The sequence below is a fragment of the Fusobacterium varium genome (assembly GCA_021531615.1).
Taxonomy (GTDB): Bacteria; Fusobacteriota; Fusobacteriia; order Fusobacteriales; family Fusobacteriaceae; genus Fusobacterium_A; species Fusobacterium_A varium_C.
In genome coordinates this window covers 23,519-50,365 of record JADYUE010000007.1, presented here as the reverse complement: position 1 = coordinate 50,365, position 26,847 = coordinate 23,519, and the positions used below count along the sequence as shown (strand labels likewise).

The 26,847-nt window shown below is 32.7% G+C and carries 26 protein-coding genes; 4 read left to right on the top strand and 22 right to left on the bottom strand.

Annotation, left to right across the window (positions count from 1 at the left end; genetic code table 11):
• The first annotated feature begins 154 nt into the window (after positions 1 to 154).
• Genes I6E31_04455 through I6E31_04445 form a run of 3 tightly spaced genes read left to right on the top strand, consistent with a single transcriptional unit; the run spans position 155 to position 2,214 of the window.
• Complete coding sequence (locus I6E31_04455) at positions 155 to 928, top strand: amino acid ABC transporter substrate-binding protein (protein MCF2639221.1); 774 nt, start codon at positions 155 to 157, stop codon at positions 926 to 928.
• A 13-nt stretch (positions 929 to 941) separates the two neighbouring features.
• Positions 942 to 1,568, top strand: a complete 627-nt coding sequence (locus I6E31_04450; GenBank protein MCF2639220.1) for an amino acid ABC transporter permease — start codon at positions 942 to 944, stop codon at positions 1,566 to 1,568.
• Between the two features lies 1 nt (position 1,569).
• Positions 1,570 to 2,214, top strand: a complete 645-nt coding sequence (locus tag I6E31_04445) for an amino acid ABC transporter ATP-binding protein (protein MCF2639219.1) — start codon at positions 1,570 to 1,572, stop codon at positions 2,212 to 2,214.
• Between the two features lie 181 nt (positions 2,215 to 2,395).
• Here the strand turns inward: I6E31_04445 and I6E31_04440 are convergent, their stop codons facing one another.
• The 5 genes from I6E31_04440 to I6E31_04420 form a co-directional block, all read right to left on the bottom strand.
• Entirely contained in the window at positions 2,396 to 3,907 is a 1,512-nt protein-coding gene (locus I6E31_04440) for a hypothetical protein (GenBank protein MCF2639218.1), read from the bottom strand.
• Between the two features lie 138 nt (positions 3,908 to 4,045).
• On the bottom strand, positions 4,046 to 4,771 hold the full coding sequence (locus tag I6E31_04435) for an FMN-binding protein (GenBank protein MCF2639217.1): 726 nt from the start codon (positions 4,769 to 4,771) through the stop codon (positions 4,046 to 4,048).
• Positions 4,772 to 5,067: 296 nt separating this feature from the next.
• On the bottom strand, positions 5,068 to 5,727 hold the full coding sequence (locus I6E31_04430; GenBank protein ID MCF2639216.1) for a 3-oxoacid CoA-transferase subunit B: 660 nt from the start codon (positions 5,725 to 5,727) through the stop codon (positions 5,068 to 5,070).
• Positions 5,727 to 6,446: a CoA transferase subunit A gene (locus I6E31_04425; GenBank protein ID MCF2639215.1), complete on the bottom strand. Its 720-nt coding sequence runs from the start codon at positions 6,444 to 6,446 to the stop codon at positions 5,727 to 5,729. Before I6E31_04425 ends, I6E31_04430 begins: the two co-directional genes overlap by 1 nt.
• Before the next feature lie 32 nt (positions 6,447 to 6,478).
• Entirely contained in the window at positions 6,479 to 7,273 is a 795-nt protein-coding gene (locus I6E31_04420; protein MCF2639214.1) for an enoyl-CoA hydratase/isomerase family protein, read from the bottom strand.
• Positions 7,274 to 7,675: 402 nt separating this feature from the next.
• Between I6E31_04420 and I6E31_04415 the strand changes: the two genes are divergently transcribed.
• Positions 7,676 to 8,179 carry a GAF domain-containing protein gene (locus tag I6E31_04415; protein MCF2639213.1) on the top strand — a complete coding sequence of 168 codons (504 nt, stop codon included), beginning with the start codon at positions 7,676 to 7,678 and terminating at the stop codon, positions 8,177 to 8,179.
• Positions 8,180 to 8,281: 102 nt separating this feature from the next.
• Here I6E31_04415 and I6E31_04410 read toward each other — a convergent pair whose 3' ends face one another.
• The 17 genes from I6E31_04410 to I6E31_04330 all read right to left on the bottom strand — a co-directional run bounded on the left by I6E31_04410 (position 8,282) and on the right by I6E31_04330 (position 26,704).
• Positions 8,282 to 8,626, bottom strand: a complete 345-nt coding sequence (locus tag I6E31_04410) for a DUF1667 domain-containing protein (GenBank protein MCF2639212.1) — start codon at positions 8,624 to 8,626, stop codon at positions 8,282 to 8,284.
• On the bottom strand, positions 8,626 to 9,885 hold the full coding sequence (locus I6E31_04405) for an FAD-dependent oxidoreductase (GenBank protein MCF2639211.1): 1,260 nt from the start codon (positions 9,883 to 9,885) through the stop codon (positions 8,626 to 8,628). Before I6E31_04405 ends, I6E31_04410 begins: the two co-directional genes overlap by 1 nt.
• Positions 9,886 to 9,897: 12 nt before the next feature.
• Entirely contained in the window at positions 9,898 to 11,328 is a 1,431-nt protein-coding gene (locus tag I6E31_04400; GenBank protein ID MCF2639210.1) for an NAD(P)/FAD-dependent oxidoreductase, read from the bottom strand.
• 154 nt (positions 11,329 to 11,482) lie between these two features.
• Positions 11,483 to 12,991, bottom strand: coding sequence for a glycerol kinase GlpK (gene glpK / locus I6E31_04395; protein MCF2639209.1), 1,509 nt, complete (start codon positions 12,989 to 12,991; stop codon positions 11,483 to 11,485).
• A gap of 181 nt (positions 12,992 to 13,172) precedes the next feature.
• Positions 13,173 to 13,925: an aquaporin family protein gene (locus I6E31_04390; GenBank protein MCF2639208.1), complete on the bottom strand. Its 753-nt coding sequence runs from the start codon at positions 13,923 to 13,925 to the stop codon at positions 13,173 to 13,175.
• A gap of 202 nt (positions 13,926 to 14,127) precedes the next feature.
• Positions 14,128 to 14,688, bottom strand: a complete 561-nt coding sequence (locus I6E31_04385) for a glycerol-3-phosphate responsive antiterminator (GenBank protein ID MCF2639207.1) — start codon at positions 14,686 to 14,688, stop codon at positions 14,128 to 14,130.
• 423 nt (positions 14,689 to 15,111) lie between these two features.
• Positions 15,112 to 16,227: a M20 family metallopeptidase gene (locus I6E31_04380; protein ID MCF2639206.1), complete on the bottom strand. Its 1,116-nt coding sequence runs from the start codon at positions 16,225 to 16,227 to the stop codon at positions 15,112 to 15,114.
• Between the two features lie 27 nt (positions 16,228 to 16,254).
• A complete protein-coding gene (dcuC, locus tag I6E31_04375; protein ID MCF2639205.1) occupies positions 16,255 to 17,610 on the bottom strand; it encodes a C4-dicarboxylate transporter DcuC in 1,356 nt (451 codons plus the stop codon).
• 347 nt (positions 17,611 to 17,957) lie between these two features.
• Positions 17,958 to 19,559 (bottom strand): FAD-binding protein, encoded by a 1,602-nt coding sequence (locus I6E31_04370; GenBank protein MCF2639204.1) that lies wholly within the window; start codon positions 19,557 to 19,559, stop codon positions 17,958 to 17,960.
• A 27-nt stretch (positions 19,560 to 19,586) separates the two neighbouring features.
• The gene (locus I6E31_04365) at positions 19,587 to 20,267 is read right to left on the bottom strand and encodes a 4Fe-4S dicluster domain-containing protein (protein ID MCF2639203.1); all 681 of its coding nucleotides are present in this window, start codon (positions 20,265 to 20,267) and stop codon (positions 19,587 to 19,589) included.
• A gap of 25 nt (positions 20,268 to 20,292) precedes the next feature.
• Complete coding sequence (locus I6E31_04360; GenBank protein ID MCF2639202.1) at positions 20,293 to 21,153, bottom strand: FAD/NAD(P)-binding protein; 861 nt, start codon at positions 21,151 to 21,153, stop codon at positions 20,293 to 20,295.
• Position 21,154: 1 nt separating this feature from the next.
• Entirely contained in the window at positions 21,155 to 22,180 is a 1,026-nt protein-coding gene (locus I6E31_04355) for a 4Fe-4S dicluster domain-containing protein (GenBank protein MCF2639201.1), read from the bottom strand.
• Positions 22,180 to 23,055 carry a 4Fe-4S dicluster domain-containing protein gene (locus tag I6E31_04350; protein ID MCF2639200.1) on the bottom strand — a complete coding sequence of 292 codons (876 nt, stop codon included), beginning with the start codon at positions 23,053 to 23,055 and terminating at the stop codon, positions 22,180 to 22,182. Before I6E31_04350 ends, I6E31_04355 begins: the two co-directional genes overlap by 1 nt.
• The gene (locus I6E31_04345) at positions 23,046 to 23,495 is read right to left on the bottom strand and encodes a hydrogenase iron-sulfur subunit (protein ID MCF2639199.1); all 450 of its coding nucleotides are present in this window, start codon (positions 23,493 to 23,495) and stop codon (positions 23,046 to 23,048) included. Before I6E31_04345 ends, I6E31_04350 begins: the two co-directional genes overlap by 10 nt.
• Entirely contained in the window at positions 23,483 to 25,468 is a 1,986-nt protein-coding gene (locus I6E31_04340; GenBank protein MCF2639198.1) for a CoB--CoM heterodisulfide reductase iron-sulfur subunit A family protein, read from the bottom strand. The genes I6E31_04345 and I6E31_04340 overlap by 13 nt, the downstream gene beginning before the upstream one ends.
• Before the next feature lie 24 nt (positions 25,469 to 25,492).
• On the bottom strand, positions 25,493 to 25,906 hold the full coding sequence (locus I6E31_04335; protein MCF2639197.1) for a 4Fe-4S dicluster domain-containing protein: 414 nt from the start codon (positions 25,904 to 25,906) through the stop codon (positions 25,493 to 25,495).
• A 27-nt stretch (positions 25,907 to 25,933) separates the two neighbouring features.
• Positions 25,934 to 26,704, bottom strand: a complete 771-nt coding sequence (locus I6E31_04330) for a CoB--CoM heterodisulfide reductase iron-sulfur subunit B family protein (protein MCF2639196.1) — start codon at positions 26,702 to 26,704, stop codon at positions 25,934 to 25,936.
• Positions 26,705 to 26,847 lie beyond the last annotated feature (143 nt).

Sequence of the window (26,847 nt, the reverse complement as noted above, 5' to 3'; positions counted from 1 at the left end):
AGAGTTTGTTTTTATGTTAGACATAGATGCAGACTCTAGTTGTAATGCTAAAGAGTCTGTATCTGTGGTGGAACTTAAAGCTTTTATAAATTAGTAAGCCATCTAGATACAATGCTAGATGGCTTTTTTATTTAGAATCAAAGGAGGATTTATTATGAAAAAAATATTCATGGCTGTTTTAATGATGTTAACTTTAACTTGTGGGATCGCTTATGGAAAGGACAACTCTTTAGAGGATATTAAGAAAAAAGGGTATTTCACTGTAGGATTAGATGCAACATTTGCTCCTATGGGATTTAGAGATGAGAGTGGAGAGTTAGTTGGATTTGATATTGATTTGGCTAAGGAAGTAGCTAAGAGAATGGGTGTTGAGGCAAAATTCAAACCTTGTGAATGGGATGCAATCATATTTGATTTAAGAAGTAAAAATATAGATATGGTATGGAATGGAATGTCTGTTACTGAACAAAGAAAGAAACAAGTTGCATTTACAGAACCTTATCTTGTAGTTGGACAAATCATATTTACTAAAAAGGGAACAGCTCCTGCAAAGATTAATGAATTAGCTGGGAAAGTAGTGGGAGTTCAACTTGGAAGTTCTGGGGCATTGGCAGTAGAAAAAAATCCAATATCATCTGAGATTAAAGAGGTTAAAAAATATGCAACAAATGTTGAAGCACTTCTTGATCTTGAGGCTGGTAGAACAGATGCCGTTGTAATGGATTCTGTTTCTGGACAATATTACAACTCTAAGAAAAACACTCTTACTTACTCTGAGGAGTCACTATCTGATGAGTACTATGCAGTTGCTTTAAGAAAGGGTGATCAAACTCTTTTAGATGAAATTAACAAACAAATCAGTGCTATGAAAGCTGATGGAACTTTTGACAAGATCAGTGAAAAATGGCTAGGCACAAAAAATAACTAAGGAGATATAATTTATGAACGAGAATATAATTTTTATTTTAAATGGAATGAAACTGACAATTAATCTTTATATAATAACTATGGTGTTTTCTCTGCCATTAGGGATAATCTTTTCCCTTGGAAGAGTATCAAAATCGGCATTTTTAAATAACTGTATCCAAATTTATACTTGGATATTTAGAGGAACTCCGCTATTGTTACAACTATTCTTTGTTTACTATGGGCTGCCAGTAATTGGAATAACTTTGACTCCATTTACTGCTGCATCAGTAACTTTTATCATTAACTATGCAGCATACTTTTGTGAGATTTTCAGAGGTAGCATCTTAGGAATAGACAAGGGGCAATATGAGGCTGCTAAGGTTTTAGGGATGAGCTATTCACAAACTATGAGAAGAATTATCATTCCTCAAGCCCTTGTTACAGCTCTACCACCTCTTTCTAATGAGGCTATATCACTTATTAAGGATACATCTTTAGTTTCTGCTATTGGAATGGCTGAGATCTTGAGAAACTCTAAAGAGATTGTAACTCGTGATTTCTCAATAACACCATTTATAATATGTGCAGTGATGTACTTAATACTTTCAACAGTTGTTGTATTATTCTTTAAGAAAATGGAAAAAAAGGTGATGATTTAAGATGTTTATTAAGGTAGAAAATCTATATAAAAAGTATTCTGAAAGTGAAATGATATTGAAAAATGTAAACTTAGAAATTGAAAAGGGAGAGGTTATCTCTATAATTGGAGCATCTGGTGGGGGAAAATCTACACTTCTTAGATGTCTTATAGGTTTAGAGGAGATTGATTCTGGAACAGTTGTAGTTCCTGAAAAAAATAAAATGGGAATGGTTTTTCAATCTTTCAATCTATTTCCACATATGACTGCTCTACAAAATATTATGGAATCCCTTATAGTTGTGGATAAAATGGAAAAATCTAAAGCTAAGGAGATAGCCCTTGATCTTCTTGAAAAGGTTGGACTTAAAGAGAGAGCAAATTTCTATCCAAAAGCTCTATCTGGTGGGCAAAAACAAAGAGTTGCAATAGCTAGAGCATTGGCTAAAAATCCAGAGTTATTGCTATTTGATGAGCCTACATCTGCCCTTGATCCTGAGATGGTGAAAGAGGTTGAGGCAGTAATTGAGGAGCTTAGAAATACAAGTGATATTACAATGGTAATTGTTAGCCACGAGATTGATTTTGTAAATCAAATTTCTGATAGAATAGTTGTTATGGAAAATGGACAAGTTAAAGAGATTATTGATAATAAAGATAAAAGATAGTTTTATTTTCATTTCAAATTATATTCTTGTAGTAAAGAAGAGTGTTTATGTTTAAAAAATAAGCACTCTTTTTTTATTTACTTAGCTAGTTAAATTAAAAAATTAGGTAGTATAATAAATTTTATGTAAAAAAATAGCCCCTATAATTTTCATCATAGAAAGCTATTTTAAATATTTCTATTTAATCTTTTTTACATTTACGAATAATATGTTTAATTTTCTCTATTGGAATTGTCATATCTTTTTCTGGAATATACTCTATTTTAACAACTTCAACTACTGTTTCATGATTATTATCCCAAATAGGAACTACCACTTTATCCCCAACTTCAATATCATCACTGTCAGAGATATAATAATAAGTTTTATTTCCATCTTTAAATTTTACACTACATAAAATTATATCATCATAATTTTTTCCATATACAGCAGGATTTAAAATCTCTCCACAACCATAAAAAGTTATAAAATCAAAAACAGCTTGAGCAAAATTTTCCCAATTGTTAGGAAGTCCTTTTTTATCATAAGAACCTGATATCTTTTTCTCTTCTCCACTTCTTAAAATAATACTTATTGTGTAATCTCTATTTTCAAAGCTTTTAAATATTGGTACAAAATTCCCACTTTTTTCCTCTTTATTTTCAAATAGATACTCTACATCTAAACTGTCTAACAGATCATCTATGCCATCTTCTGAAGTATATTTTTTAGAGATATTACAACCTAATCCTATATTTTGAATATGCTCTATTGTTTTTGTTTCTCTATCAACAATAAGTTTTTCAATATAGTTCCAAGTAAATTCTTTTTTCTTTTTATCAAAAGGTTGTTTAGCATTAATTTTAGTTGTTCTATGGTAATCTACTACTATTCTATCAATAATATCAGTTTCAAATTTTCCATCAAATAGATATAGATCTGACATCTTTAAAGTTTGACGAACCTTATTGGATATATATGTATCACAATCTAAATCATCTATATAAAAGAAAAATTGATCACATAATTTGTATATTTTTCCCTCATCGTTGATTATCTCCATTGTCCATTTAGGATTTTTTATCTTATTGGTATCAAGGTAAATATCTTTAAAATAAAATGATATATCAGATATAATCTTCTCTATAAGAGAGGCATCAATTTTGAAATTATTCATCCTATTTTTCTTGTATTTTCCATCTTTTCTCTTTTCAAAAACATAAGAGCTAAACCAAATATGCCCATCTGATTCTAAAGTAAGTGATTGTTGAAATTCATCTTCTGCTTTTAAAGTGTGATATTTTGGATATTGTTTATAGGAAATTATTTTAATTTTTTTTATATTTCCATAAGGTTTATCTTTAGAAAGGTTAACAAGATGCTCCAATGCAAAAATAAACCACTCACGATTTCTTTTCTCAAGTATTTCAGATCCATCATATGCCCAAGTACTAAAATAACTCCATTTAGAATATATAGCTGATCCAAGAAAATCAATATCTTTTATATCTTTAAGGATAGTTTTAAAAGATTCAAGCTTATTTATATCTTTATATTTTTCAAAAAAAGTATATCCACAATATATTTGAAATCCTAGCTTAGAACATTCATCACCAAAATTATGAGATACAAGTTTTTTGTATGAAATATTAGGATCTCTAAATTTATTCAACCATGTTATTGCAAAATCATAAACTTTATCTATTTCTGCCATCATCTTTCCCCTCTCTTTCTTTATTTTATATATTATACCATATTTTTTAGTTATTGATAAATATAAAAACTACACCCTCTATCTTAATTCTTTAAGATTTTAGGTGTAGTGTATAAGCATATTAAATAAGTTTAAAGATTAATCTACTACAAACTCAACTCTATTGTTATAAGCATCTTTAATAGCTCCTAAAATATCCCCATGAGAATCTTTTAAGCTCATTGTAGCCCCTGCAACTACATCTACTAATTCTGCTCTCTCTTTTTCAGATAGTTTTCCATATTTAACCTTATCTTGCTCATGTTTGCTCTTTGCTTTAAGAGGTCTACCATTCACATCAGAAGTGTATTTAGCGAACCACTCTTCAATTTCAGCTACTGTTTTTCCTTTGAAATAGTTTTCAAAGAAGTCCATTTGTTTGTTCCACTCATTACGAGGATTCATTCCATACTCTGCTCCACGTTCACGTTTTGTTTTCCAGTTTTCTACCTCTTTAGATATATTTTCAACTGTGTTATCAGAAGTTGCTACTACCTCTCCACTTTCATGATCTGTTACATTGTAACCTTGTGTATTAGGCCAACCAGAAAAGTGTGGCATAGATGGACCATCATAGTTAGGAGTGCTAATTTCAAGAGCGTCTACTTTAAGACTTACAACTTTCCCCTCTTCATCAAATACCCCAGAAGCTGTTACATAGTTTAAACTGTAAACATCAACACCTTTGCTATCTTTACCAGGTCCTACTCTAAAGTTGCTTGATTTTCCTAGCCCTTGGTATAGCTTTGTAGATGCAAATAGCGAGTTAGCTGAAAGCAGTAATCCCCCTACAAGTAAAATTTTTAAAAAGTTTTTGTGGTTCATTCATTCCTCCTGTATATTAAATATAGATTCAAATTATTTCCTGTATATATTATATAATACTTATCTTGACAATTCAAGTTTATTTTTATTAAAATATGAAATATATTTAATCAATAGTTTTATTTTCTGAAATTATTGTATTTTTTAAAGATGTTCAATATATGTTAATAAGATATTGTAGAAACTTTTTAGGATGCAGTAATTACCCTAAATGTAAATTTACTTTTAAATAATTCTTAAATAAAAAGGACTGTTATAATTGGTATCTCACCGATTACAACAGTCCATAAAAACTATTATTTCATAACTTCAACAACATCAGGAACAATTACCTTTGCCTCAGTAGCAGCAAGAATATCTTCGACAGTATATCCAGGAGCTACCTCTTTAAGTAATAATCCATCTGGAGTAACTTGGAAATAGCATCTTTCTGTTACTATATCAGTTACACATCTTTGTCCAGTTAATGGTAGTGTACATTTCTTTAAAATCTTAGAAGAACCATTTTTTTCACAATGATCAGTGGCAACAATTATACGTTTAACCCCTGAGCATAGATCCATTGCTCCACCCATTCCAGGAACTAATTTCCCAGGTATTGTCCAGTTAGCAATATTTCCCTCTTGGTCAACTTGAAGTGTACCAAGAACAGCTATATCTATATGTCCACCACGAATAAATCCAAATCCAGTAGTATGATCATACACACTTCCACCAGGAATTACAGAAGCAGGCATTCCACCAGCATCTATAATATCTATATCAGCATCATCCCAACTAGGAGATGGTCCACTACCAACAGTACCTATTTCAGCCTCAAGCCATAAATCTACCCCTTCTGGTAAATAGTTAACACACATTAAAGGAAGCCCTATTCCTAAATTCACAAAATCGCCATCTTTAAAGAATTTTGCACAACGAGAAGCGATTAGTGAACGTCCTTTTAATTCAGCCATCACTTCTTACCTCCTTCTTGTTTTTGTTTTAATTTTTGCCAATATGGACATACATGTCTTGTATTTCCCTGTCTTACATAGATCATATCAACTAATGGAGCAGGAACATCAATTTCATTTGGTCCTAACTCTCCAAATTCAACTAATTCTTCAACTTCAACTATAACAAGATCACTGGCAAATGCCATTTCTGTGCTTATAGCTCTCGAATTCATTCTAAAAGAAAGATTACCAGCAGTATCAGCTTTAGTAGCTTTTATTAAAGTGATATCCCCTCTTAAAGGTAATTCCAATAAATACTCTTTTCCATTTATTTCTAATTTTTGTTTACCTTTTTCCACATCAGTTCCAAGTCCAGTAGGTGTTAAGCATCCTCCCAAACCATATCCACCACAACGAATTCTTTCAGAGAATGTTCCTTGTGGGCTAAATTCAATATCTAATTCTCCATCGAACATCTGATCCCTAGCTACTGGATTAAATCCAATATGTGTTGTGATAAGAGATTTTACACGTTTTTCATTGATTAATTTTCCAACTCCAAGATCTGGCATACCAGCAGAAACTGCAATTGCATGAATATCCTTTATACCTTTTTCAAGTATCTTTTCAATAATATCATCAGCTGCAAACTCTCCATGCCAATCTCCAAACATTATAGTTTGTCCATCATGAAACTTTTCAATAATTTCTTCCATTGAGAATACCTTTGATAACAATTTTCATCCCACCTTTCCACTAAAAGATCTAATTAGTTACCTTTAAAAATAGCCTTTCTTTTTTCCATAAATGCTTTACAACCTTCTTGGAAATCCATAGAAGCAGCACACTCTCTTTGAGTAGGAATTTCAGTTTCATCAAGCCATTTTTTATAGTCAGCATAATTTGCATCATAAATTTGCTTTTTAATATTTTTATAAGAGATAAGTGGTCCTGCAGCTAGTTTTTTTGCAAATTTCATAGTAACTTCTTCTAACTCTTCCACAGTAGTTAGTTTATAAACTAAACCAAGTTCTTTAGCCTCTTCAGCTAATACTGGTCTTCCAGTTGCTGCTAGCTCTATTGTACGTGGAACACCAATAGCTTTAGATAGAAGATAAGTTGCACCAGTATCTGGAACAAGTCCTAAATTAACAAAAGCTAATATAAATTTTGCATTGTCAGCACAAATCATAAAATCTCCACCAAGAGCAAGACTTACTCCAGCTCCTGCTACTGCACCTGCCACAGAAGTAATAACCATTTTACTCATTTTCTTCATTCCATCTGCTACAACACCAACTTTGGCAATTAAGCCATCCATGTTTACCTCTCCACCAGCTTGAATTAATTTGTAGAAGTAACCAATATCCCCACCAGCTGAAAAAGCTTTTCCAGCACTTTTGATAACAAGAACTTTTACATTTGGATCTTTCTCAGCTGCATCAACTACATACATTAATTCATCAGCCATTTGCTCATCAATAGCATTAAGATTTTTTAAGTAATTCATTGTTACAATTCCTATACCATCTTCAACAGTATAAATTAACTTCTGCAAATTCATAATAGACCCCCTTTTGTTTAGGTAATTAGCCTTTTATTTTTAATGGTAGGTACCATTTTTAACTAAGGTTGAAAAGTATAAATTCTTCATTTTCTATAAACTTAATTTGTTTGGTTTCTCTATTAAATATGTTCTTTTTTGAAATATCGCTGATGTGACTAAGTTAAAAAATTATGTATTAAAGGATTTATTTGTTAGTAGAGTATAGTTCATAAATAGTACTATGTCAAGGGCAATTTTAAACTTTTTACATAAAATATAAATTTAAAAAATATATTTAATACTCTTATATAATAATAAAGAGAGAAATAAAATTTTACAATTAAAAAAATATTTTATTTTTTTCTTGGCAATGAAATTTTTTTGTTATATAATACTATAAAATTTTTAAAGGGGGATATTATGGCATTTAATATTGATTTATACAAAAATTTTACTGTTGAAGAAAGATATAAAATTTTTTTAGAGGAACTAGAAAGTTATCTTTCTAATGAAAAAGATGCTCTTGCTAATTTAGCTAATAGTTCAGCTTTAATCTATGCTTTTTTTAAGGAGATTAACTGGAGTGGTTTTTATCTTTTCAAGGAAAATGAACTTGTTTTAGGAGCATTTTGTGGAATGCCTGCCACTACAAGAATTAAATTAGGTGAAGGAGTTTGTGGTTATACTGCTGAAAAAAGAGAGATAGTAGTAGTTGACAATGTGTGTGAATTTCCTGGGCATATAGCTTGTGATGTAAGATCTCAATCTGAAATTGTTTTACCTATAATTAAAGATGGTATCTTATATGGAGTATTAGATATTGATAGTGGTATTCAAAGCAGATTTACAACTCTTGAAAGAGATATCTTAAAAAAAGCTGTTGAGATTATGTTAAAATATATAGATTTTAACAAGTTAATATAATTATAAATTCAAAAAGGGCTGAGTAAGGAATATCCCTATTCTAGCCCTTTTAGTTATATACTATTACTTATATTGGGAAATAATAAATATATAAATCTGCTATTACATATCTCTAGTTACAACCACATCTACTCCAGTATTAAGAACATTTTTTATAACAACATCCCCTCTTTTTACTGGTGAAACAAGTTCTACATCTTTCAAAAGTTCCATACATTTAAAGTTTAATTCTTTAGGAATAGCATCATTTGTTTTAACAGATACTCTATTATGAATTCCACCTTTAATTTTTACAGTAGAAGTTATTACTCTCTTAGGTGCAGTAAGCTCTTCTTTACCATATTTTTCCCCTCTTGGGCAAGTGTTTCCAGTTACTTCAAGAGTTTCAGTATCAACTGTAAGATGACATCCCATTGGACAAACTATACATATCATATTTTTTTTCATTATTTATCACCACCTGTTACTTCAACAGTTAAGCTCTTACCTACCATAGTATCTAAAATCTTCTTAGGAACCATTACTTTTTCCATTTCTCCAGGAGCTAAATGTTGTTTATTTAAACTCATCAATACTTTCTCTTCATCTTTAACTTCAAGTTTTACATTTTTATAAATATTATTTACTCTCATAAATATTTCAAGGGCTTTATCTATATTTTCACCTCTGAATTTTTGAGGAACTGTATATGTAATTCCCTTTCCATTTATGATTTCTTTGTATTCTCCATCTTTAACTTCATTTTTTATATATCTTGCTGCTGCTGCTCCAGCTTTTCTAGCTTCAGCACTAACAAAATCCACAAGATCATGTACATGAACAACATTTCCACAAGCAAATATTCCCTCTGCACTTGTTTCCATCATTTCATTTACTATAAGTCCATTTGTTCTTCTATCTATTTCAAGTCCTGTTTTTCTTGAAATATCATTTTCAGGAATCAATCCTACTGATAGTAGAAGTGTATCACACTCATACTCTTTTTCAGTTCCAGGAATAGGTTTTCTATTTTCATCAACTTTAGCAATAACTACCTTTTCTAATCTATCTTTTCCAACTACATCAATAACTGTATGACTTAAATATAGAGGTATATTGTAATCGTCAAGACATTGAACTATATTTCTTGTAAGTCCACCAGAGAATGGCATAAGTTCAACAACAGCTTGTACCTCTGCTCCCTCAAGAGTAAGTCTTCTAGCCATTATAAGTCCTATATCTCCAGATCCAAGGATAAGAACCTTTTTACCTACCATGTATCCTTCCATATTTATAAATCTTTGAGCAGCTCCAGCAGTAAACACTCCTGATGGTCTATCTCCAGGAATTGATATAGCCCCTCTAGTTCTCTCTCTACATCCCATAGCAAGTATTACAGCCTTAGCTTCAATTACCATATATCCATCTTTGCTGTTAATTGCATGGATTTTTTTATCTTCAGTTAAATCAAGAACCATAGTATCTAATTTATACTCTATATTCATTTCAAGAAGTTTCTCAATAAATCTTTGAGCATACTCTGGTCCAGTAAGCTCCTCTTTAAACTCATGTAATCCAAATCCATTGTGGATACATTGTTGTAAAATTCCACCTAACTCTTTATCTCTCTCTATTACAAGAATATTATCTATTCCATTTTTCTTAGCTTCAATAGCTGCTGCAAGTCCTCCAGGACCTCCTCCAATAACTACTAAATCATATTTCATAGCAAGTTCCTCCTACTTTTTAGTTTCTCCAGTTAGAATATAAGCACCTGTTTTATCTAAAACTATCTCATCTAAATTCTTTCCTAACTCTCTAGCAAGTATTTCTTGAACTCTAGGTCCACAGAATCCACCTTGACATCTTCCCATTCCAGGTCTACATCTCTTCTTAACACCATCAACTGTTCTAGCTCCTAGTGTTCTATGGATAACATCAACAATTTCTCCCTCTGTAATGCTTTCACATCTACAAATTATTCTTCCATATCTAGGATCTTTTGCTATTACTTCAGCTTTTTCTTCTGGAGTTAAATTCATAAAGTGAATTTGATGTCTATTTTTCTTAAATTCAGCTTTCTTTGTAGGATTTCCTAGCTTTTCAACTACCATTTTAGCCACATCTACACCTATTGCAGGAGCTGATGTAAGTCCAGGTGATTTAGTTCCAGCAATATTGAAGAATCCCTCTGCATCTTCAGCCTCTCCAATAATGAAATCTCCTGTATCTCCCTCTGCTCTAAGTCCTGCAAAGTTTCTTATATTATCTCTGAAGTTTACACTTGGTACACTTCTTAAAGCTTCTCTTCTAATCATATCCATTTCAGATATTGTGTTACCTACATCATCTTTACTTTCTACATCTGTTGCAGTTGGTCCAGCAATAAGGTTTCCATGAACTGTGCAAGATACTAATATTCCTTTACCCATTTTGCTTGGACATTGGAAAATAACACTATTAACTAATGTTCCTTGAACTTTATCCAATAAGAAATATTCTCCTTTTCTAGGAATAATGTTAAAGTGTTTCTTACTTACCATATCATTTATCTCATCAGCATGTACACCAGCTGCATTTATAACTGTCTTAGTTAAAATTTCCTCTTTATCTGTTACTACTTTATATCCACCATCAACTTTTTGAATATCCACTACTTTACTATTTAATCTTACTTCAACACCATTTTCAACAGCATTTTCAAGCATCTTTATTACAAATTCCCAAGGTCCTACTATTCCAGCAGTTGGTGCATAAAGAGCTGCAACTATATTAGGATTTAAGTTAGGTTCTCTTTTTAAAACCTCTGCTCCCTCAAGAATTTCAAGTCCAGGAACACCATTTTTTACCCCTCTATCATAAAGTAATTCTAGGTGTGGTCTTTCCTCCTCTGTAAAAGCTAGAACATATGATCCAACTCTTTTAAATGGTGCTTCTATCTCTTTACAAAGATCTTCAAACATAGCATTTCCAAGTACATTATACTTTGCCATCAATGTTCCATTAGCAGCATCATATCCAGCATGTATAATAGCTGAGTTTGCTTTACTTGTTCCGTTAGATACATCATTTTCTTTATCTAATACAACTACATTCAAATTGTATCTTGACAGTTCACGAGCAACACAAGCTCCCATTATTCCAGTTCCTATCACTACAACATCTACCATCTTAGCCTCCTGTTAATAAAAAAGGGTCAAGCAAATAGAGGGAATTTATCTTCTCTCACTTTTGCTTGACCCACATCATCTCTAGTCAAATATTTTTTTCTTTATTATCTCTCAACTATAGGAATTTGTCAAGCCCTTTAATAGTTTATTTATACTATGCCTCTTCTTCTTCCCATTTCATAGCTCTTTCTACAGCTTTTTTCCATCCATTGTATTTTTTAGCTCTCATTTCATCAGGCATTTCACAAGTAAACTCTCTATCTAAAATCCATTGTTTTTTGATCTCTTCTTTAGATTCCCAGATTCCTACTGCTAATCCTGCTAAGTAAGCAGCTCCTAGTGCTGTAGTTTCAAGAATAACTGGTCTTCTTACAGCTGTTCCTAAAATATCAGCTTGGAATTCCATTAAGAAGTTATTTGCAGCAGCTCCACCGTCTACTTTAAGACTACTTAATTTAATTCCAGAATCCTCTTGCATAGCTTCAAGAACGTCTCTTGTTTGGTAAGCTATTGATTCTAATGTTGCTCTTATAATATGGTTTTTGTTAGCTCCACGAGTTAATCCAACAATTGCTCCTCTTGCATACATATCCCAATAAGGTGCTCCAAGTCCAACAAATGCAGGTACTACATAAACTCCAGCACTATCTTTAACTTTTCTAGCAAAGTATTCAGTATCACTTGATTCAGTAACAAGTTTTAACTCGTCTCTTAACCATTGAACACTTGCTCCACCTATAAAGATACTTCCTTCAAGAGCATATTCAACTTTTCCATTAAGTCCAATAGCTATTGTTGTAACAAGTCCGTTATGGCTTTGAATCATCTTATCTCCAGTATTCATAAGTAAGAAACATCCAGTTCCATAAGTGTTTTTAGATTCTCCTTTTTCAAAACAAGCTTGTCCAAATAGAGCTGATTGTTGGTCTCCTGCTACCCCAGCTATCGGAATTCTATGTCCTCCTGTACCTCCAAGGTTAGCATATCCAAATGTTCCACTACTATCTTTTACAACTGGAAGCATTGATTCAGGAATTCCTAATATATCAAGAAGTTTTTTATCCCATTTTAATTCTTTAATGTTATAGATCATAGTTCTTGATGCATTTGTATAGTCAGTTGCATGAACTTTACCATTTGTTAATTTCCAAATTAACCAAGTATCAACTGTTCCAAATAATAGATCTCCTTTTTCAGCTTTTTCTCTAGCTCCTTCAACATTGTCAAGGATCCATTTAATTTTTGTTCCAGAGAAGTAAGCATCAAGTACAAGTCCTGTATTCTCTTTAATATATTCTTCTAAACCATCAATTTTTCTTAATTCATCACAGATTTTAGCTGTTCTTCTACATTGCCACACTATTGCATTGTAAACAGGTTTTCCTGTGTTTTTATCCCAAACTATTGTAGTTTCTCTTTGGTTAGTTATTCCTATTCCTATAATATCATGTTGTGATATACCCTCTTTAGCTATTACTTCTGCAAGAGTTCCACTTTGGCTTGACCAGATTTCCATTGGGTCATGTTCTACCCAACCTTCTTTTGGATATATTTGTCTAAATTCCTTTTGAGCAACTCCAACTATTTTTTGATCGCTGTCAAATATCACTGCTCTTGAACTTGTTGTTCCTTGGTCTAAAGCTACAATATACTTCTTATTCATATAATCTAACCTCCTATATTTTTGAAACTGATAATAATTTTACTCTACTATATTTAACTAGTGAACTACTCCCATTTTTGAAGCAGGAGTTTCTTGAGAAGTAGTTAATAATTTAACTATATTTGCCAATCACTACGGCTAATTCATAACCTAAATTTTTATATTAATATAAAGATTAAATTTATAATCCACAAGCAACGCATCCACCAATAAATGCATCAAATATAACAGCTCCTAATATTGCTCCAATGATAGGTCCTACAATTGGTACCCAAGCATATCCCCAGTTTGATCCACCTTTTCCTTTAATAGGTAAAATAGCATGTGCAATTCTAGGTCCTAAGTCTCTAGCTGGGTTGATTGCAAATCCTGTTGCTCCTCCTGTTGCTGTACCAATTAAGAAAATAAGCATACCTACTATAAATGGTCCAATTCCTGAATCTCCTATTGCCTTTCCTGTTGCTCCATATCCAGTTGCTAATATTCCTAATACAAGAATAGTTGTTCCTATAGCTTCTGTTACAACATTCCAAGGTTTGTTATCAATAGCTGGTCCAGTTGCAAATACTCCTAATTTAGTTCCTGCATCTGGCTCTTCATCCATTAGATTTTTATAAGTTAAATATGCTAATGTTGCTCCAACTATTCCTCCAAGAATCTGTGCAATTATATATCCTGGTAATAATGCTGGATCTAATCTTCCTGTCATAGCAAGTGCTATTGAAAGTGCTGGATTAAGATGAGCTCCACTTACCCAACCAGTAAGATATGCTGACATTGTTACTGCCATACCCCATCCTAAACAAGTACAGATCCAACCTCCACCTTTACCAAAACTTTTGTTTAAGCTAAGAGTCATATTGATTCCATTTCCTAGTAATAATAGAAGTGCTGTTCCTATAAATTCTGCTAAATACATTGAACTTGGTGCCATAATAAATCCTCCTTATACTTTTGAAAATTTCTGGTTATATAGTTTCACTTGCAAATAAAAAAAGCTTAAAAATAATCTTTTCCTATTTCATAAAAGATTTTTTCTAAGCTTCTCTCGTCTCCAAGCCTTATTAAGTTAATATAATAGTACTCCTTTTTCCGTTCTTTGTCAACCATTTTTTTCAAAAAGTACTATTTTGATACTAACTTTCCCAAAGTTTCTTGTCAGTTGTAGATATACCCACAGCTCCAGCCTTTAGAGCATTGATAACATCTTCTTTTTCGTCAATTAACCCTCCTGCTATAATTGGAATACTAACTGCTTTTTCTATTCTACTTATTATTTTTGGCATTATCCCTGGCAGAATTTCCACAGCACTTGGTTTATTTTCACGAATATGGACAAGTGTATTCTTAAAGGAGAAAGAATCTAAAATAAAAAATCTTTGAATAACAGGAATATTATTTTTATTTGCAATGCTTACAACACTATGTTTTGTAGTAATCATTCCATCTAGTCCACTATTTTCTATGATATACTCCACCCCATATGCAGAGCTAGAAAGTCCCTCTATCATATCAACATGGACAAAAACTATTTTACCTGCTTTTTTTAATTCAGAAACTATATCTTTAATATTAATAAGGTTTGCCATAATAACAAATACAACTTCACTACTGCTATTTTTAGCTTCTTCAAGGTATGTATCGTTTTTTATAGCTGGTATTACTGGATTTCTCTCTAAAAGTTCTCTAAGTTTCAATATAATCACCTTTTTTTCATTATTATCCTATTAAACTATACTATATTATACACAAAATGACAATAAGAAAAATAAATTTACATTTTTTTTACATTAAAACATAGTTTTTTAGTGATTTAATCCGAACCTTAATTATATTTAATATAAGATATATAATTGTCATTAAAGTGTCATAAAATGTTTATTTTAAATATTATTGTATATTTTTTGTATAAAAGGATTGAATTTATAAATAGTTATTAAAAATTAAGGTATTTACTCAGCTATCCAAATTCTACAAAAAAATTATCTAGCTTAAAGTTTAATTTCACAATACTAGATTACCTTTTAAAGATCAGTTTTTAAAACTTATATTTCCAATATCAACACTATTTGACAAATAGCAAAAAAGCCAAAGAGAAATACTCTCTTCAGCTTTTTCTGTTAAATTATTTTTCTATCTATCATTTTTCTTACTACACTTTTAGCAAGATTGATTCTCTCTTCAACAGTTGAAACATCTAGATACTCATTTTTACTATGAGCCTCTCCCCCAACTGGTCCAACAGCATCTACAACTCCAACTCCTAAAACTCCTAAGAAGTTTCCATCAGAGCAACCTCCTGCAACTTCCCAATCATATTTAATTCCCATCTCTTTTTTACTTTCATCAAATAGATCACGAAGAAGTGCAGATTTATCATTAAGTACTAATGGTGGTCTATAACCGATCTCTTCAACTTTTACTTTAATTCCAGCAACTTTTGGATTAGCTTGAAGTTCTTCCATAGTCTTTCTTATAGTTTCAAAGAATTCAACTTGGTGAGATCTTCCTTCAAATTTAAAACAAGCATAGTCAGGAACAATATTAACTCCTGCTCCACCCTCAATAAGTCCAACATTTAGAGAGTTTTTAATATCCCAGTTATGAAGTTTAGAGATCTCTCCTACCCAATGAGCAGCTTCAACTATTGCATTGATTCCCTCTTGTGGATAGTTTCCAGCATGAGATGCTTTTCCAAAGAACTCAACTTTATATTTAACAAGTCCCTTTCTCTCAATAACTGCATTTCCATTTTTACGAGCAGGTTCAAATACCATTGCATATTTTGCCTTTGCTCCCATTTTTTCAATTATAGGTCTTGAGTGTAGTGAGCTTATCTCCTCATCTGTATTCATTACAAGAGCTATTGTTATATCTTCATTTTTAAACTCTTTAGCAACTTCTATCATAGAAAGTACACCAGATTTCATATCATATACCCCTGCTCCAGTAGCTATATTTCCATCTAGCTTATATGACCAAGCAGGTACAGTTCCTCTAGGGAAAACAGTGTCGTTATGTCCTAAAAACATTAGATCTATATCTTCAGAATCTCTATTTTTAGCAACTAATACTGGATTTTTTCCATCATTTTGAGGGTATACTTCAACTATCCAATCATTTTCTAACTCTTTTTTAAATATTTCAGTAACCTCTTGTACTCCTTCTGGCACATTACTTCCACAATCAATATTTACAAGTCTTTCTAAATCTGATAAAAATTTTTTCATATCCATATTTTTTGCCCCCTAAATATTTTTATCTTACCCAAATAATACCATATTTGTAATTACAACTGTAATAAGTCCTCCAAGCATAGGAATAGCTGTTCTTTTTACAACATCAAATGGAGATACTCCTGAAATTCCTGCTACTGCAACTATTACTGCTGTTATAGGTGATACACTTCTTGCAATTCCTGCTGAAAGTTGCATAGGCATAAGCATAACTATCGGGTTTAAGTCAACAGATGCTGCTACTGCTGGTGCAAGAGCTGCAAAGGCAAAGAATGGAGCATTTCCAGATCCCATTAAAATAGAAGATACAACTATTATTGCTGTCATAACTAAAATCATTGGTTGAGCCCCTAGCCCTGCTGATTTTGTAGAATCTATTAGAGCAGAGATAACTCCGATTTTAGTAAGTCCTAGTGCAAAGAATTCTCCAGCAACAATTAGTGTGATAACATTTGCAAATTGGCTTCCCATTGCTGTAAATATTATTTTTAACTCAGCTAAAGTTGATTTGAATGCTCTTCTTCTAACACCTTCAATTATCATACTTAAAGTGATACTCATAAACATAGCTTCAACAACACCTATTTTAATGCTGCTTCCAGTTAATGGACTGAACATAAGTATGATTAATAATGGAATAATTGGTAGAAAAGCATAGAATTTAGGTACTTGTTTATCCTCTTCTTTGCTTTCTAGATCAGCTTTGCTCTCTGCAACCTCTAATTTACTATCCATTTTTTTATTTACAAAATAGTGTAAAATTGTGATTACTATTACTGTTGCTATTGCTACTGGAATTTGATAGTTAGCAAAATAAAGAGCTGCATCCATTTCAGCAGTTTTTGAAGCAAGAACAGCATTTCCAGAAGCTGGTCCTAAATCAAGACAAGCTGAAGTTCCAATTACTGCTGTTGCTGCTAATGAAGATACTCCTAATGATACAACTATTGGATATACAGTAACCATCAATAGTACCCCTAATCCTGAAGCACTTGGAATAAATACATTTAGTATTTGCCCTATAACATAAGAAAGTGCAAGAACTATATATGGTGAATTTAATTTTTGAAGTGGTTTAATAGATAGCTTTACTAGAGCAGTACTAGCTCCTATATGGTCCATATATTTAGCAAAAGCTGAAACTATCATAATAGCTAATCCTAAGCTTCCAGATGTCTTTATAAAGTTTTTACTCAATTGAGAGAAAATATCAAGATAAAGTGATCCAGTAGCACTTTTTGCCATAACAGGTGAGTCATTTAATAGTATTCCCCCAAGTAGAAGAATAGCTCCTCCAATAAGTAAAACCCCTTGTGCTTGATACTTCTTTACTATGAAATATCCAACAGCTATAATTACTAAAATAGCTAAAACAAAATTCATTTAATTCCCCCTATGTTAAATATTTTTATTAAAAACTATAATTTCCAAAAGTAGAGGAGTGCAAACGACTACTACTTTTGAGACGCAGAAACGAAGTTTCTGTGATCCTTAACGTTAACAAAACTTATATTTTTTAACATCAAGTTGTCTCCATGTCATTGAATAAAGAATCCCTAGGCTCATTCCGTTGAAAATGCAAAACTCGACTTCGTCTCAAACACGTTGCATTTTCTTAACTTCATTTCGCTGAGGGATTCTAATATTCACTTCCAAATTCCGTCAACTTGATGTTAGGAATAATATATTTTTACTTTAATTATTAGAATGATAAATTATAATTGATCTTATTATTTTGCCCCATGTCTATAACGTGGTAATAGCATTGGTGATACTCTATCTGTTTCTACCCCATTTGCTTTTAGTTCTTCATGGTATTTAGCCACATGATCAAGAGTTAGATCTTTAATCTCTATTGATTTACTCTTAGCTCCTGCACTCTTACCAGCTCTACGTCCAAATACAATTATATCTAGTAGTGAGTTACCCATCAATCTATTTCTTCCATGGATTCCTCCAGCACACTCTCCAGCTACATAAAGGTTTTCTATTTTAGTTTCTCCATGCTCGTTGATTAAAAGTCCACCATTTTGATAGTGAAGTGTAGGATAGATTAAGATAGGCTCTTTTGTCATATCTATTCCAAACTTTTTAAACATTCTATACATTGCAGGAAGTCTTTTTTCCAATGTTCCCTCTCCATGAATTATATCAATTAATGGAGTATCTAGCCAAACTCCTACCTCTCCAGTAGGTGTATTGATTCCTTTTCCATTTACTTTACACTCATTAATTATAGCTGAAGCTTCAATATCTCTTGTTTCAAGGTGATATACAAATTGTTCTCCATCTATATTTAAAGGTGTAGCTCCAAGTCCTCTTACCTTTTCAGTTACAAGAGCCCCAAATATTTGTGATGGGAATGCAACTCCAGTAGGGTGGTATTGGATAGTATCAGCAAAAGCAAGTTCTGCTCCCACTCTATATCCTAATACAAGTCCATCAGCAGTAGCTCCATAGTGGTTTGAAGTAGGGAATCCTTGATAGTGAAGTCTTCCAGCTCCTCCAGTTGTTAAGATTACAGTTTTAGCTTTTACCACTGAGTATTCCTCTGTTTCAAGGTTGAATAAAATAGCTCCAGCAACTTTTCCATCTGTATCTTTTACAAGTTCTACCACTGGTGAAAATTCTACTACTTCTACACCAAGGTTTCTAACCTCATCTCTAAGAACACGCATTATCTCTGCTCCACTGTAATCAGCAGCAGCGTGCATTCTCTTTCTAGAAGTTCCTCCACCATGGTTAGTAAGCATAGTTCCATCTTCCTCTTTATCAAACATAACTCCAAAATCATTTAGCCATTTAATAGCTTCTGGAGCATCGTGAACAAGTGCTCTTACTAATTCTGGTACATTTGTAAAGTGTCCTCCACCCATAACATCAAGATAGTGTTTTGCAGGTGAATCATCTGGTTTGTCAGCAGCTTGGATTCCTCCCTCTGCCATCATTGTGTTAGCATCTCCAAAACGAAGTTTAGTAGCTATCATTACCTTTGCTCCTGTTTTGTATGCTTCTATTGCAGCAGATGCCCCAGCTCCTCCAGCTCCAACTATAAGAACATCTACATCATAATCAACTTTATTTAAGTCAATTTTATCCATCTCTAATCTACTTTTTGCTTCTATTAGATCAGCAAGTTCTAAAGGAACTCTTTGCCCCTTGTTTACTCCTAAATTAATAGCTCTAAATCCACTTTCAATATAGTCTGGGTGATTTTTCTTTAAAATCTCTAATTTTGCTTCTGGAGATAATCTAGGGAAATCATGCCCAAGTCTTTTTGAACGAGTTGCTTCAACCTTTTTTATCAATTCTCTCATTTCTGGTGTATACATCAATAAACCTCCAATTAATAACCTTTATTATTTAGCTATATCTCTATGATTATATAAGTCTTTAAGTTCATCTACACTTTTATTCATTAATTCATCAAGTTCAGCGTCCATCTTTCCATCTTTGATCTCTTGAACTCTCTCAATTAAATGTTCACTCTTAGGAGCAACATATTTTCCAGTTATACGACGAGCTAAAAGCCCTACATTATAGTGAGTGATTCCAGCAGGACATCTTGATGCACAAATTCCACAACCTACACAGTCAAAAGACTCTTCAGCACATTTTTCAAACTCTCCTCTTTGAGCATATGCTATATATTGCATTACATTTAATCCTTGTGAACACCCTTTTGTACAAGCATTACATCCTATACATTTATATAGTTCAGGATACATCTCTCCCATTGTATCAGCAGTTGGCTCAATTTTATCCATATCATATACAGCTTTTTTCCCCGGGAAGAAAGGAATTTGAGTAAGATACATTCCATCTTCAACTTGACTTTGACAAGCAAGTACAACTTTTAATTCAGTATCTCCCTTTGTTCTATATACAGTGGCACAAGCTCCACAGAAACCTGATCTACATCCACAACCTCTTATAAGTTGATAACCAGCATATTCCATCGCATCCATTATTGTAAGAGTTGAAGGAACAGAATATTTTTTACCTAATATAAATACATCAACCATTTGTTTTTCAGCCATTTCTCTCTCCTTAATATTTCTTTAATTAATATTCATTTGGAAGTTCTTGAATTTCGTCACATCTAAATACTGGTCCATCTTTACAAACATACTTATCCCCAATATTGCAACGTCCACATTTACCTACTCCACACTTCATTTTTAATTCAAGTGTTGTAAATACTTGCTCCTTCTTAAATCCAATCTCCTCTAACCCTTGCAATACAAATTTGATCATTATAGGTGGTCCACAAACTAGAGCTACTTTATTATTATCTAAGCCTAACTCTTTTACATAGTTTGGAACAAATCCTACATGTCCTGTCCAACCTTCAAACTCTCTATCTACTGTAAGGTGAACCTTTGTATCTTTTTGATTTGGCCATACATTAAATATATCATTTTGATGAACTAAATCATCAGGAGTACGTGACCCATAAACTATATCAACTTTTCCATAATTTTCACGATTATCCATTACATAGTTTATAACTGAACGAAGTGGAGCAAGTCCTATTCCTCCAGCTATGAAAAGAAGATCTTTTCCCTTTAAAACATCAGGCTCTTCAACTGGGAAGTTATTTCCATAAGGTCCTCTTATTCCTATTTCTGATCCCTCTTCAAGTTGATGAATATAATCAGTTACTATTCCACATCTTTTGATACTACACTCCATATACTCTTTTATTGTAGGAGATGAAGTGATAGAAAATATTGCTTCTCCTATTGGTGGAACTGAGATCATAGCACATTGACCTGGCATAAAATCAAAAGGTTTTCCCCCTTCTGGACTCTCTATTCTAAATGTTGTAACATCAGGAGTATCTTTTCTAATGTTAGTTATTACTGCAACTTTTGGCATTAAAGGATCGTTATCATGATCGTGACAACCACAACTACAACTCATCTTATTCCTCCCCCAATCTTTTTATTACTCTAACTATATTTAAACCTACTGGACATTTTTCTACACATCTTCCACAACCTACACAAGAGTATATTCCATCGTGATTTTTAGGATAGTATACTAATTTGTGCATAAATCTTTGTCTAACTCTTTGTAGTTGAGATGTTCTAGGGTTTCCATGTGCCATACGTGTAAAATCTGAAATCATGCAAGAGTCCCAACATCTGTATCTCTCTCCACTATTTCCACCATCATAATCTTTTACATCATAACAATGGCAAGTAGGGCAAACAAATGTACATGAACCACAAGCTAGACATTTTTTACTAATATCCCCCCAGAAATCCTCCATATCAAAGATCTCTTGTTGAGCCTTTGTTATCTTCTTAGGATCTAAAGCTTTTAGAGGTAGATTAGCTGCTTTCGCCTTTATAGAGTTTTTTAACTCCTCAAGCTCAGCCATATCTCCATCTTCTAAAAGTATAACAACAGAGTTTAATAATCTCTCTCCCTTTTCACTTTTAGCTTCTAAATATAGGTAATCTCCCTTTTCCCAAGTAGCCACATCTGATGCTGGAGATGCTTCTGAAGGATCTATTCCAAATGCTGTACAGAAACAAGTTTCTTCTGGATTGTTACAAGCAAAAGTCACTATTATTCCTCTATCTCTATGAGCTTTATAGTAAGTATCTACTGGTTGTCTTAAAAAGATGTTATCCATTATTTTAAAACTTGCAGCATCACAGTTTCTTACTCCAAAAATAACATATTCTCTACCCTCAACAGCTACTGGAGTAAGCTCAAGTTTCTTCTTGCTATGTTTAAATTTCAAATATGTTTCAGTTTGTGGAAAAACAAACTCTTTTACTGATGAATTAGTTTTTAAAACATCTAATCTTATATTTTTATCAGCTTCATAAGCTCCAAAATTAACTAAAGTTCCTTTGTCCATAGGAAGAAATAAATCGAAGTTACTGTTTATAGCTTCCCATAATTCAGGCAATCTACTTTTTAAAATTCTTTTCATTATTTCCCTCCTTTTTTCACTGCAAAGTTATCTTTATCCTCTAAAGTGTATGATACCAATGGTGAAGGTGTAGTTGAATCCATTCCAGCTTCCCACTCTCCATAAGTTTCATTTAGATCTTTAATTATCTTTCTATTTAATAGATCAAGTCTGATATGAGCAGGGCAAACTCTTGCACACTCTCCACAGTCAACACAGTTTCCACCAACGTGGTAAGCTCTTGTTAAGTGGAAGAATCCATTTTCAGTTTCAGTATTTGCTTTTCCTAATACATTTGCATCATCATTGTCAAATACACATTTTACACAGCTACAAGCTGGGCAGATATTACGACAAGCATTACATCTTATACATCTTGAAAACTCATTACTCCAAAACTCATATCTCTCATCAGCACTCATATTTTCAAGGATTCTTACCTCTCTAAATCTATCCTCTGGATCTCCTAAAGAAGTAACCTCTTCTCCTATAAGCTCATCATAAACTACTGGGTTTGGGTGAAGACAATTTTCACATTTAGTATATTTTTGATTTTTAGAATCAACCATTCCAATACAAGGGATTCCCCAAACATATACTTTTTCTCTCTCTATTCTATTATCTCTTAAAAGTTGATTAAATCCTAAAGAGTCACAACCTTTTAAGAAGATTCCTACTTTCTCATATTTTCTAGTTTGTTCTATCAGATATTTACTTAGATTGTTTACACAATATTTGTCAAAAACAAGAGAATCTGCTTTTTCTGCTTCAGTTATAAAAACAGGAGTAGACTCAAAAGAAAAATCCCCTTTTTCCCAACCAATAACCATCTGAACTTTATTACTTAAAAGTGCTTCTTTAGCTATCTCTCTAATTTTATCAGTCATTATTTCCATCTACCGTCCTTCAACTTTTTATTTGGTCCAAGTCTATGAACATTTTCTAAAACTTCATTCATAACTGTTGCAAATTTATTTGCTTCAGCTGCTGATATCCAATCTATTTTGAAACGTTCCTTTTCAATTCCTAAATACTCAAGAAGATTGATGAATATTGAGAAACGACGTCTTGTATAGTAGTTTCCTGTTGAGTAGTGACAATCTCCTGGGTGACAACCTGCTATTACCACTCCATCTGCTCCCTTTTGGAAAGCTCTTATTATAAAGTTAGTATTTACTCTACATGAGCAAGGAACTCTTATAATCTTAACATTTGCAGGGTAGTTTAATCTGCTAGTTCCTGCAAGGTCAGCTCCTGCATAACTACACCAGTTACAGCAAAATGCAACTATTAGAGGTTTAAATTCTTCTTTTTCAACTTTTTCTATAGACGACATATTGCATCTACCTCCGCCATAATTTGTTTATTTGAGAATCCTTTAAGGTCAATAGCTCCTGGACGACATGAAACTGTACATCCTCCACAACCTTGACAAAGAGCCTCATTTACTGTTGCCACAAGTTTTCTTACAACTTGTCCATGCTCTCTTAAATCTGTCATTTTTAATGTGATAGCATCATAAGGACACATCTCAGCACATTGTCCACAACCACTACATAGATCAGTATTAACTGCTGATACACAAGGGTTAGTTACAAGTTTATCTTTGCTTAAAAGAATAATAGCTTTTGCTGCTGCTGCACTTGCTTGAGCAACTGTTTCAGGTATATCTTTAGGTCCTTGACAAGCTCCTGCTAAGTAGATTCCTGCTGAAGCTGTTTCAACTGGTTTTAATTTAGGGTGAGCCTCTGTAAAGAAGTTGTTTGTATCTGTACTGATATTAAGTTTTCTCTTTAATGCCACTGCATCATCTTTAGCTCTTGTAGCAGCTGCAAGAACTACCATATCAGCATCAATTACAACAGTTTGCCCTGTAAGAGCATCTACACCATTTACCATAAGTTTATCCCCTTGAGGGAATACCTTACCAACCATACCTTTTATATATTGCACTCCATACTCTTCAACAGCTCTTCTTTGGAACTCATCGAAGTTTTTCCCTGGAGTTCTTACATCTATATAGAATACATATGCTTCTACATCTGGATATTTATCTCTCAATAGCATTGCATGTTTAGCTGTGTACATACAACAGATTTTTGAACAATAAGGTTTTCCTCTATCGCTTGTATCTCTTGAACCAACACATTGAACAAATACAACTTTCTTAGGTTTTGTATGATCAGAAAGTTTTAAAAGTTTTCCGTGAGTAGGTCCAGCAGCATTTGTAAGTCTTTCAAACTCTAGTGAAGTAATTACATTTGGATGATCATAGTTGTACTCTCCAAATTTAGAAAGATCTATTAGATCATAACCAGTAGCAACTACTATTGCTCCATATTTTTGTTCTATAATCTCATCTTTTTGATTGAAATCTATTGCCTTTGCCATACAAAGTTTTTCACAGATTCCACATTTACCTGTTTTCATCTTAATACATTGAGTTGTATCAATTACAGGTACATTAGGTACTGCTTGAGCAAATGCTTTATATATTGCTCCTCTATTTGTAAGATTTTCTTCAAATTCATTTCCAGCTTTTCTTGATGGACATTTTTCAACACAGATTCCACAACCTGTACATTTGTCCATATCTACATATCTAGCTTTTTTCTTAATTGAAACAGTAAAGTTTCCTACATATCCATTTACAGCTTCTATTTCGCTATATGTATGTAGTGTGATATTAGGGTGCATTGAAGCATCAACCATCTTTGGTGTTAAGATACAAGCTGAACAATCTAGTGTAGGGAAAGTTTTGTCCAATTGAGCCATCTTTCCACCTATACTTGGTTGTTTCTCAACTATGTCAACTTTGTATCCTGCATCTGCTATATCAAGGGCAGTTTGAATACCTGCAATTCCTCCACCTATTACAAGAGCTCTCTTTTCAACTTGGCTCTCTCCTGCAACTAATGGGGCATTTAAAAGTGCCTTTGCAACAGCAGCTTTTACCAATGAAATAGCCTTTGCTGTTCCCTCTACTTTATCTTTATGAACCCATGAACAGTGTTCTCTAATATTTGCAATCTCAACAAGATATGGATTTAATCCTGCTTTTTCAGCAGCATTACGGAATGTTGTTTCGTGCATTCTTGGTGAACATGAAGCAACTACCACTCTAGTTAAGTTATGCTCCTTTATTGCATCTTTTAACATTGTTTGCCCAATCTCAGAGCACATATATTGATAATTTATTGAATATACTACTCCTGGTATGTCCTTAGCAGCTTCTGAAACTTTTTCTACATCAACAGTTCCTGCTATATTATTTCCACACCAGCATACAAAAACTCCAACTCTTTGCAATCTCTTTCCTCCTTACAAAAATAGCTATTTACTATATTTACGAAATGCACTCATAAATGCTTGTTGTGGCATCTTCTTATCTGCCATTAAACTAGGTATATCTTCAGGTTTTAATCTATTTTCATCTTTTCTTCTTACTATTGTCAATCTAACTGCTTCCATCAATTTGCATAGATCAACATTTCTAGGACAACGTGATGCACAAGTAAAGCAAGATGCACATGCCCAAATAGTTTTACTATTTTTTACACTTTCTAAATCTCCCATTTGAAGATATCTAATAATTTGATGTGGAAGTATATCCATTCCATCAGTAGCAGGACAACCAGCACTACATTTTCCACATTGCATACAATCTACGATCTTCTCTTTGCTGATCTCCTCTATTAGAGCTATATCTTTTTTATCTTTATTGAAAATCTTTTTTTCCCTTTCCAATTTCTCCTCCTCAAACTAACCAACAGTTTATTTTACCCCTAAAGCCTCTGCTAGAAGTTCAGTAAAATATTTTACTGACATCTCCTCTCTAAGCTCAAGATTGTATTTACATAGAGGACAAGCTGTTACTATCTCCTCTGCTCCATTTTCCATAGCTGATTTTGTAATCTTTTCACTCATTCTATCAGTAAGTTCTTTATTATTTACTGCAAGATATGCTCCACAACACTCTGTTCTATATGGATAAACTACTGGAGTCCCTCCAAGAACTTTTATAAAATCCTCTATAATAGTAGGGTTTTCAGGATCATCCATTTGCATATCTTTTTTAGGTTTTAAAAGCATACAACCATAATATGCTCCAATTTTACGATTTAAAGGATTTGTTACCTTTTCTTTTATAGCATCAAAACCGATTTCATCTCTTAACATTTCAAGATAATGAATTACAGAGCCCTCTCCATTATATTGATTTTCAAGTTCTAAGTAGTTGTTTGCTTTTCTTCTAAAATTTTCATCTTTTTTTAGATCTTCATTAGTTCTTTTTAAAACGTGGTGACAAGCAGAACAAATTGTTACTAATTTTTCTCCCTTTGAATGTGCTGAAGCTAAACTTCTAACTGATGAAAGTCTTGAGGCTATCTCATCAGAACCTAGAGGATATACAGCTCCACAACATTGCCACTCTTTTTGTTCTTCTAGTTCTACACCTAAAGCTTTAGCTGAATCTAATCCATATTTTTCAAGCTCTTGTGCCTTTGTCTTTAAAGTACAACCAGGGTAATAGCTAAATTTCATTATTTTCTTTCCCTCCTTAATTCTTATTGAAGTATGTATTTATTTTAAAACTTATTTTTCATTTTTCTACAAAACAATTTGATCACTTTCAATCAAAAAGGTTCTGTTTTAGGACTTTTTTAGTAATATGTTATTATATTATA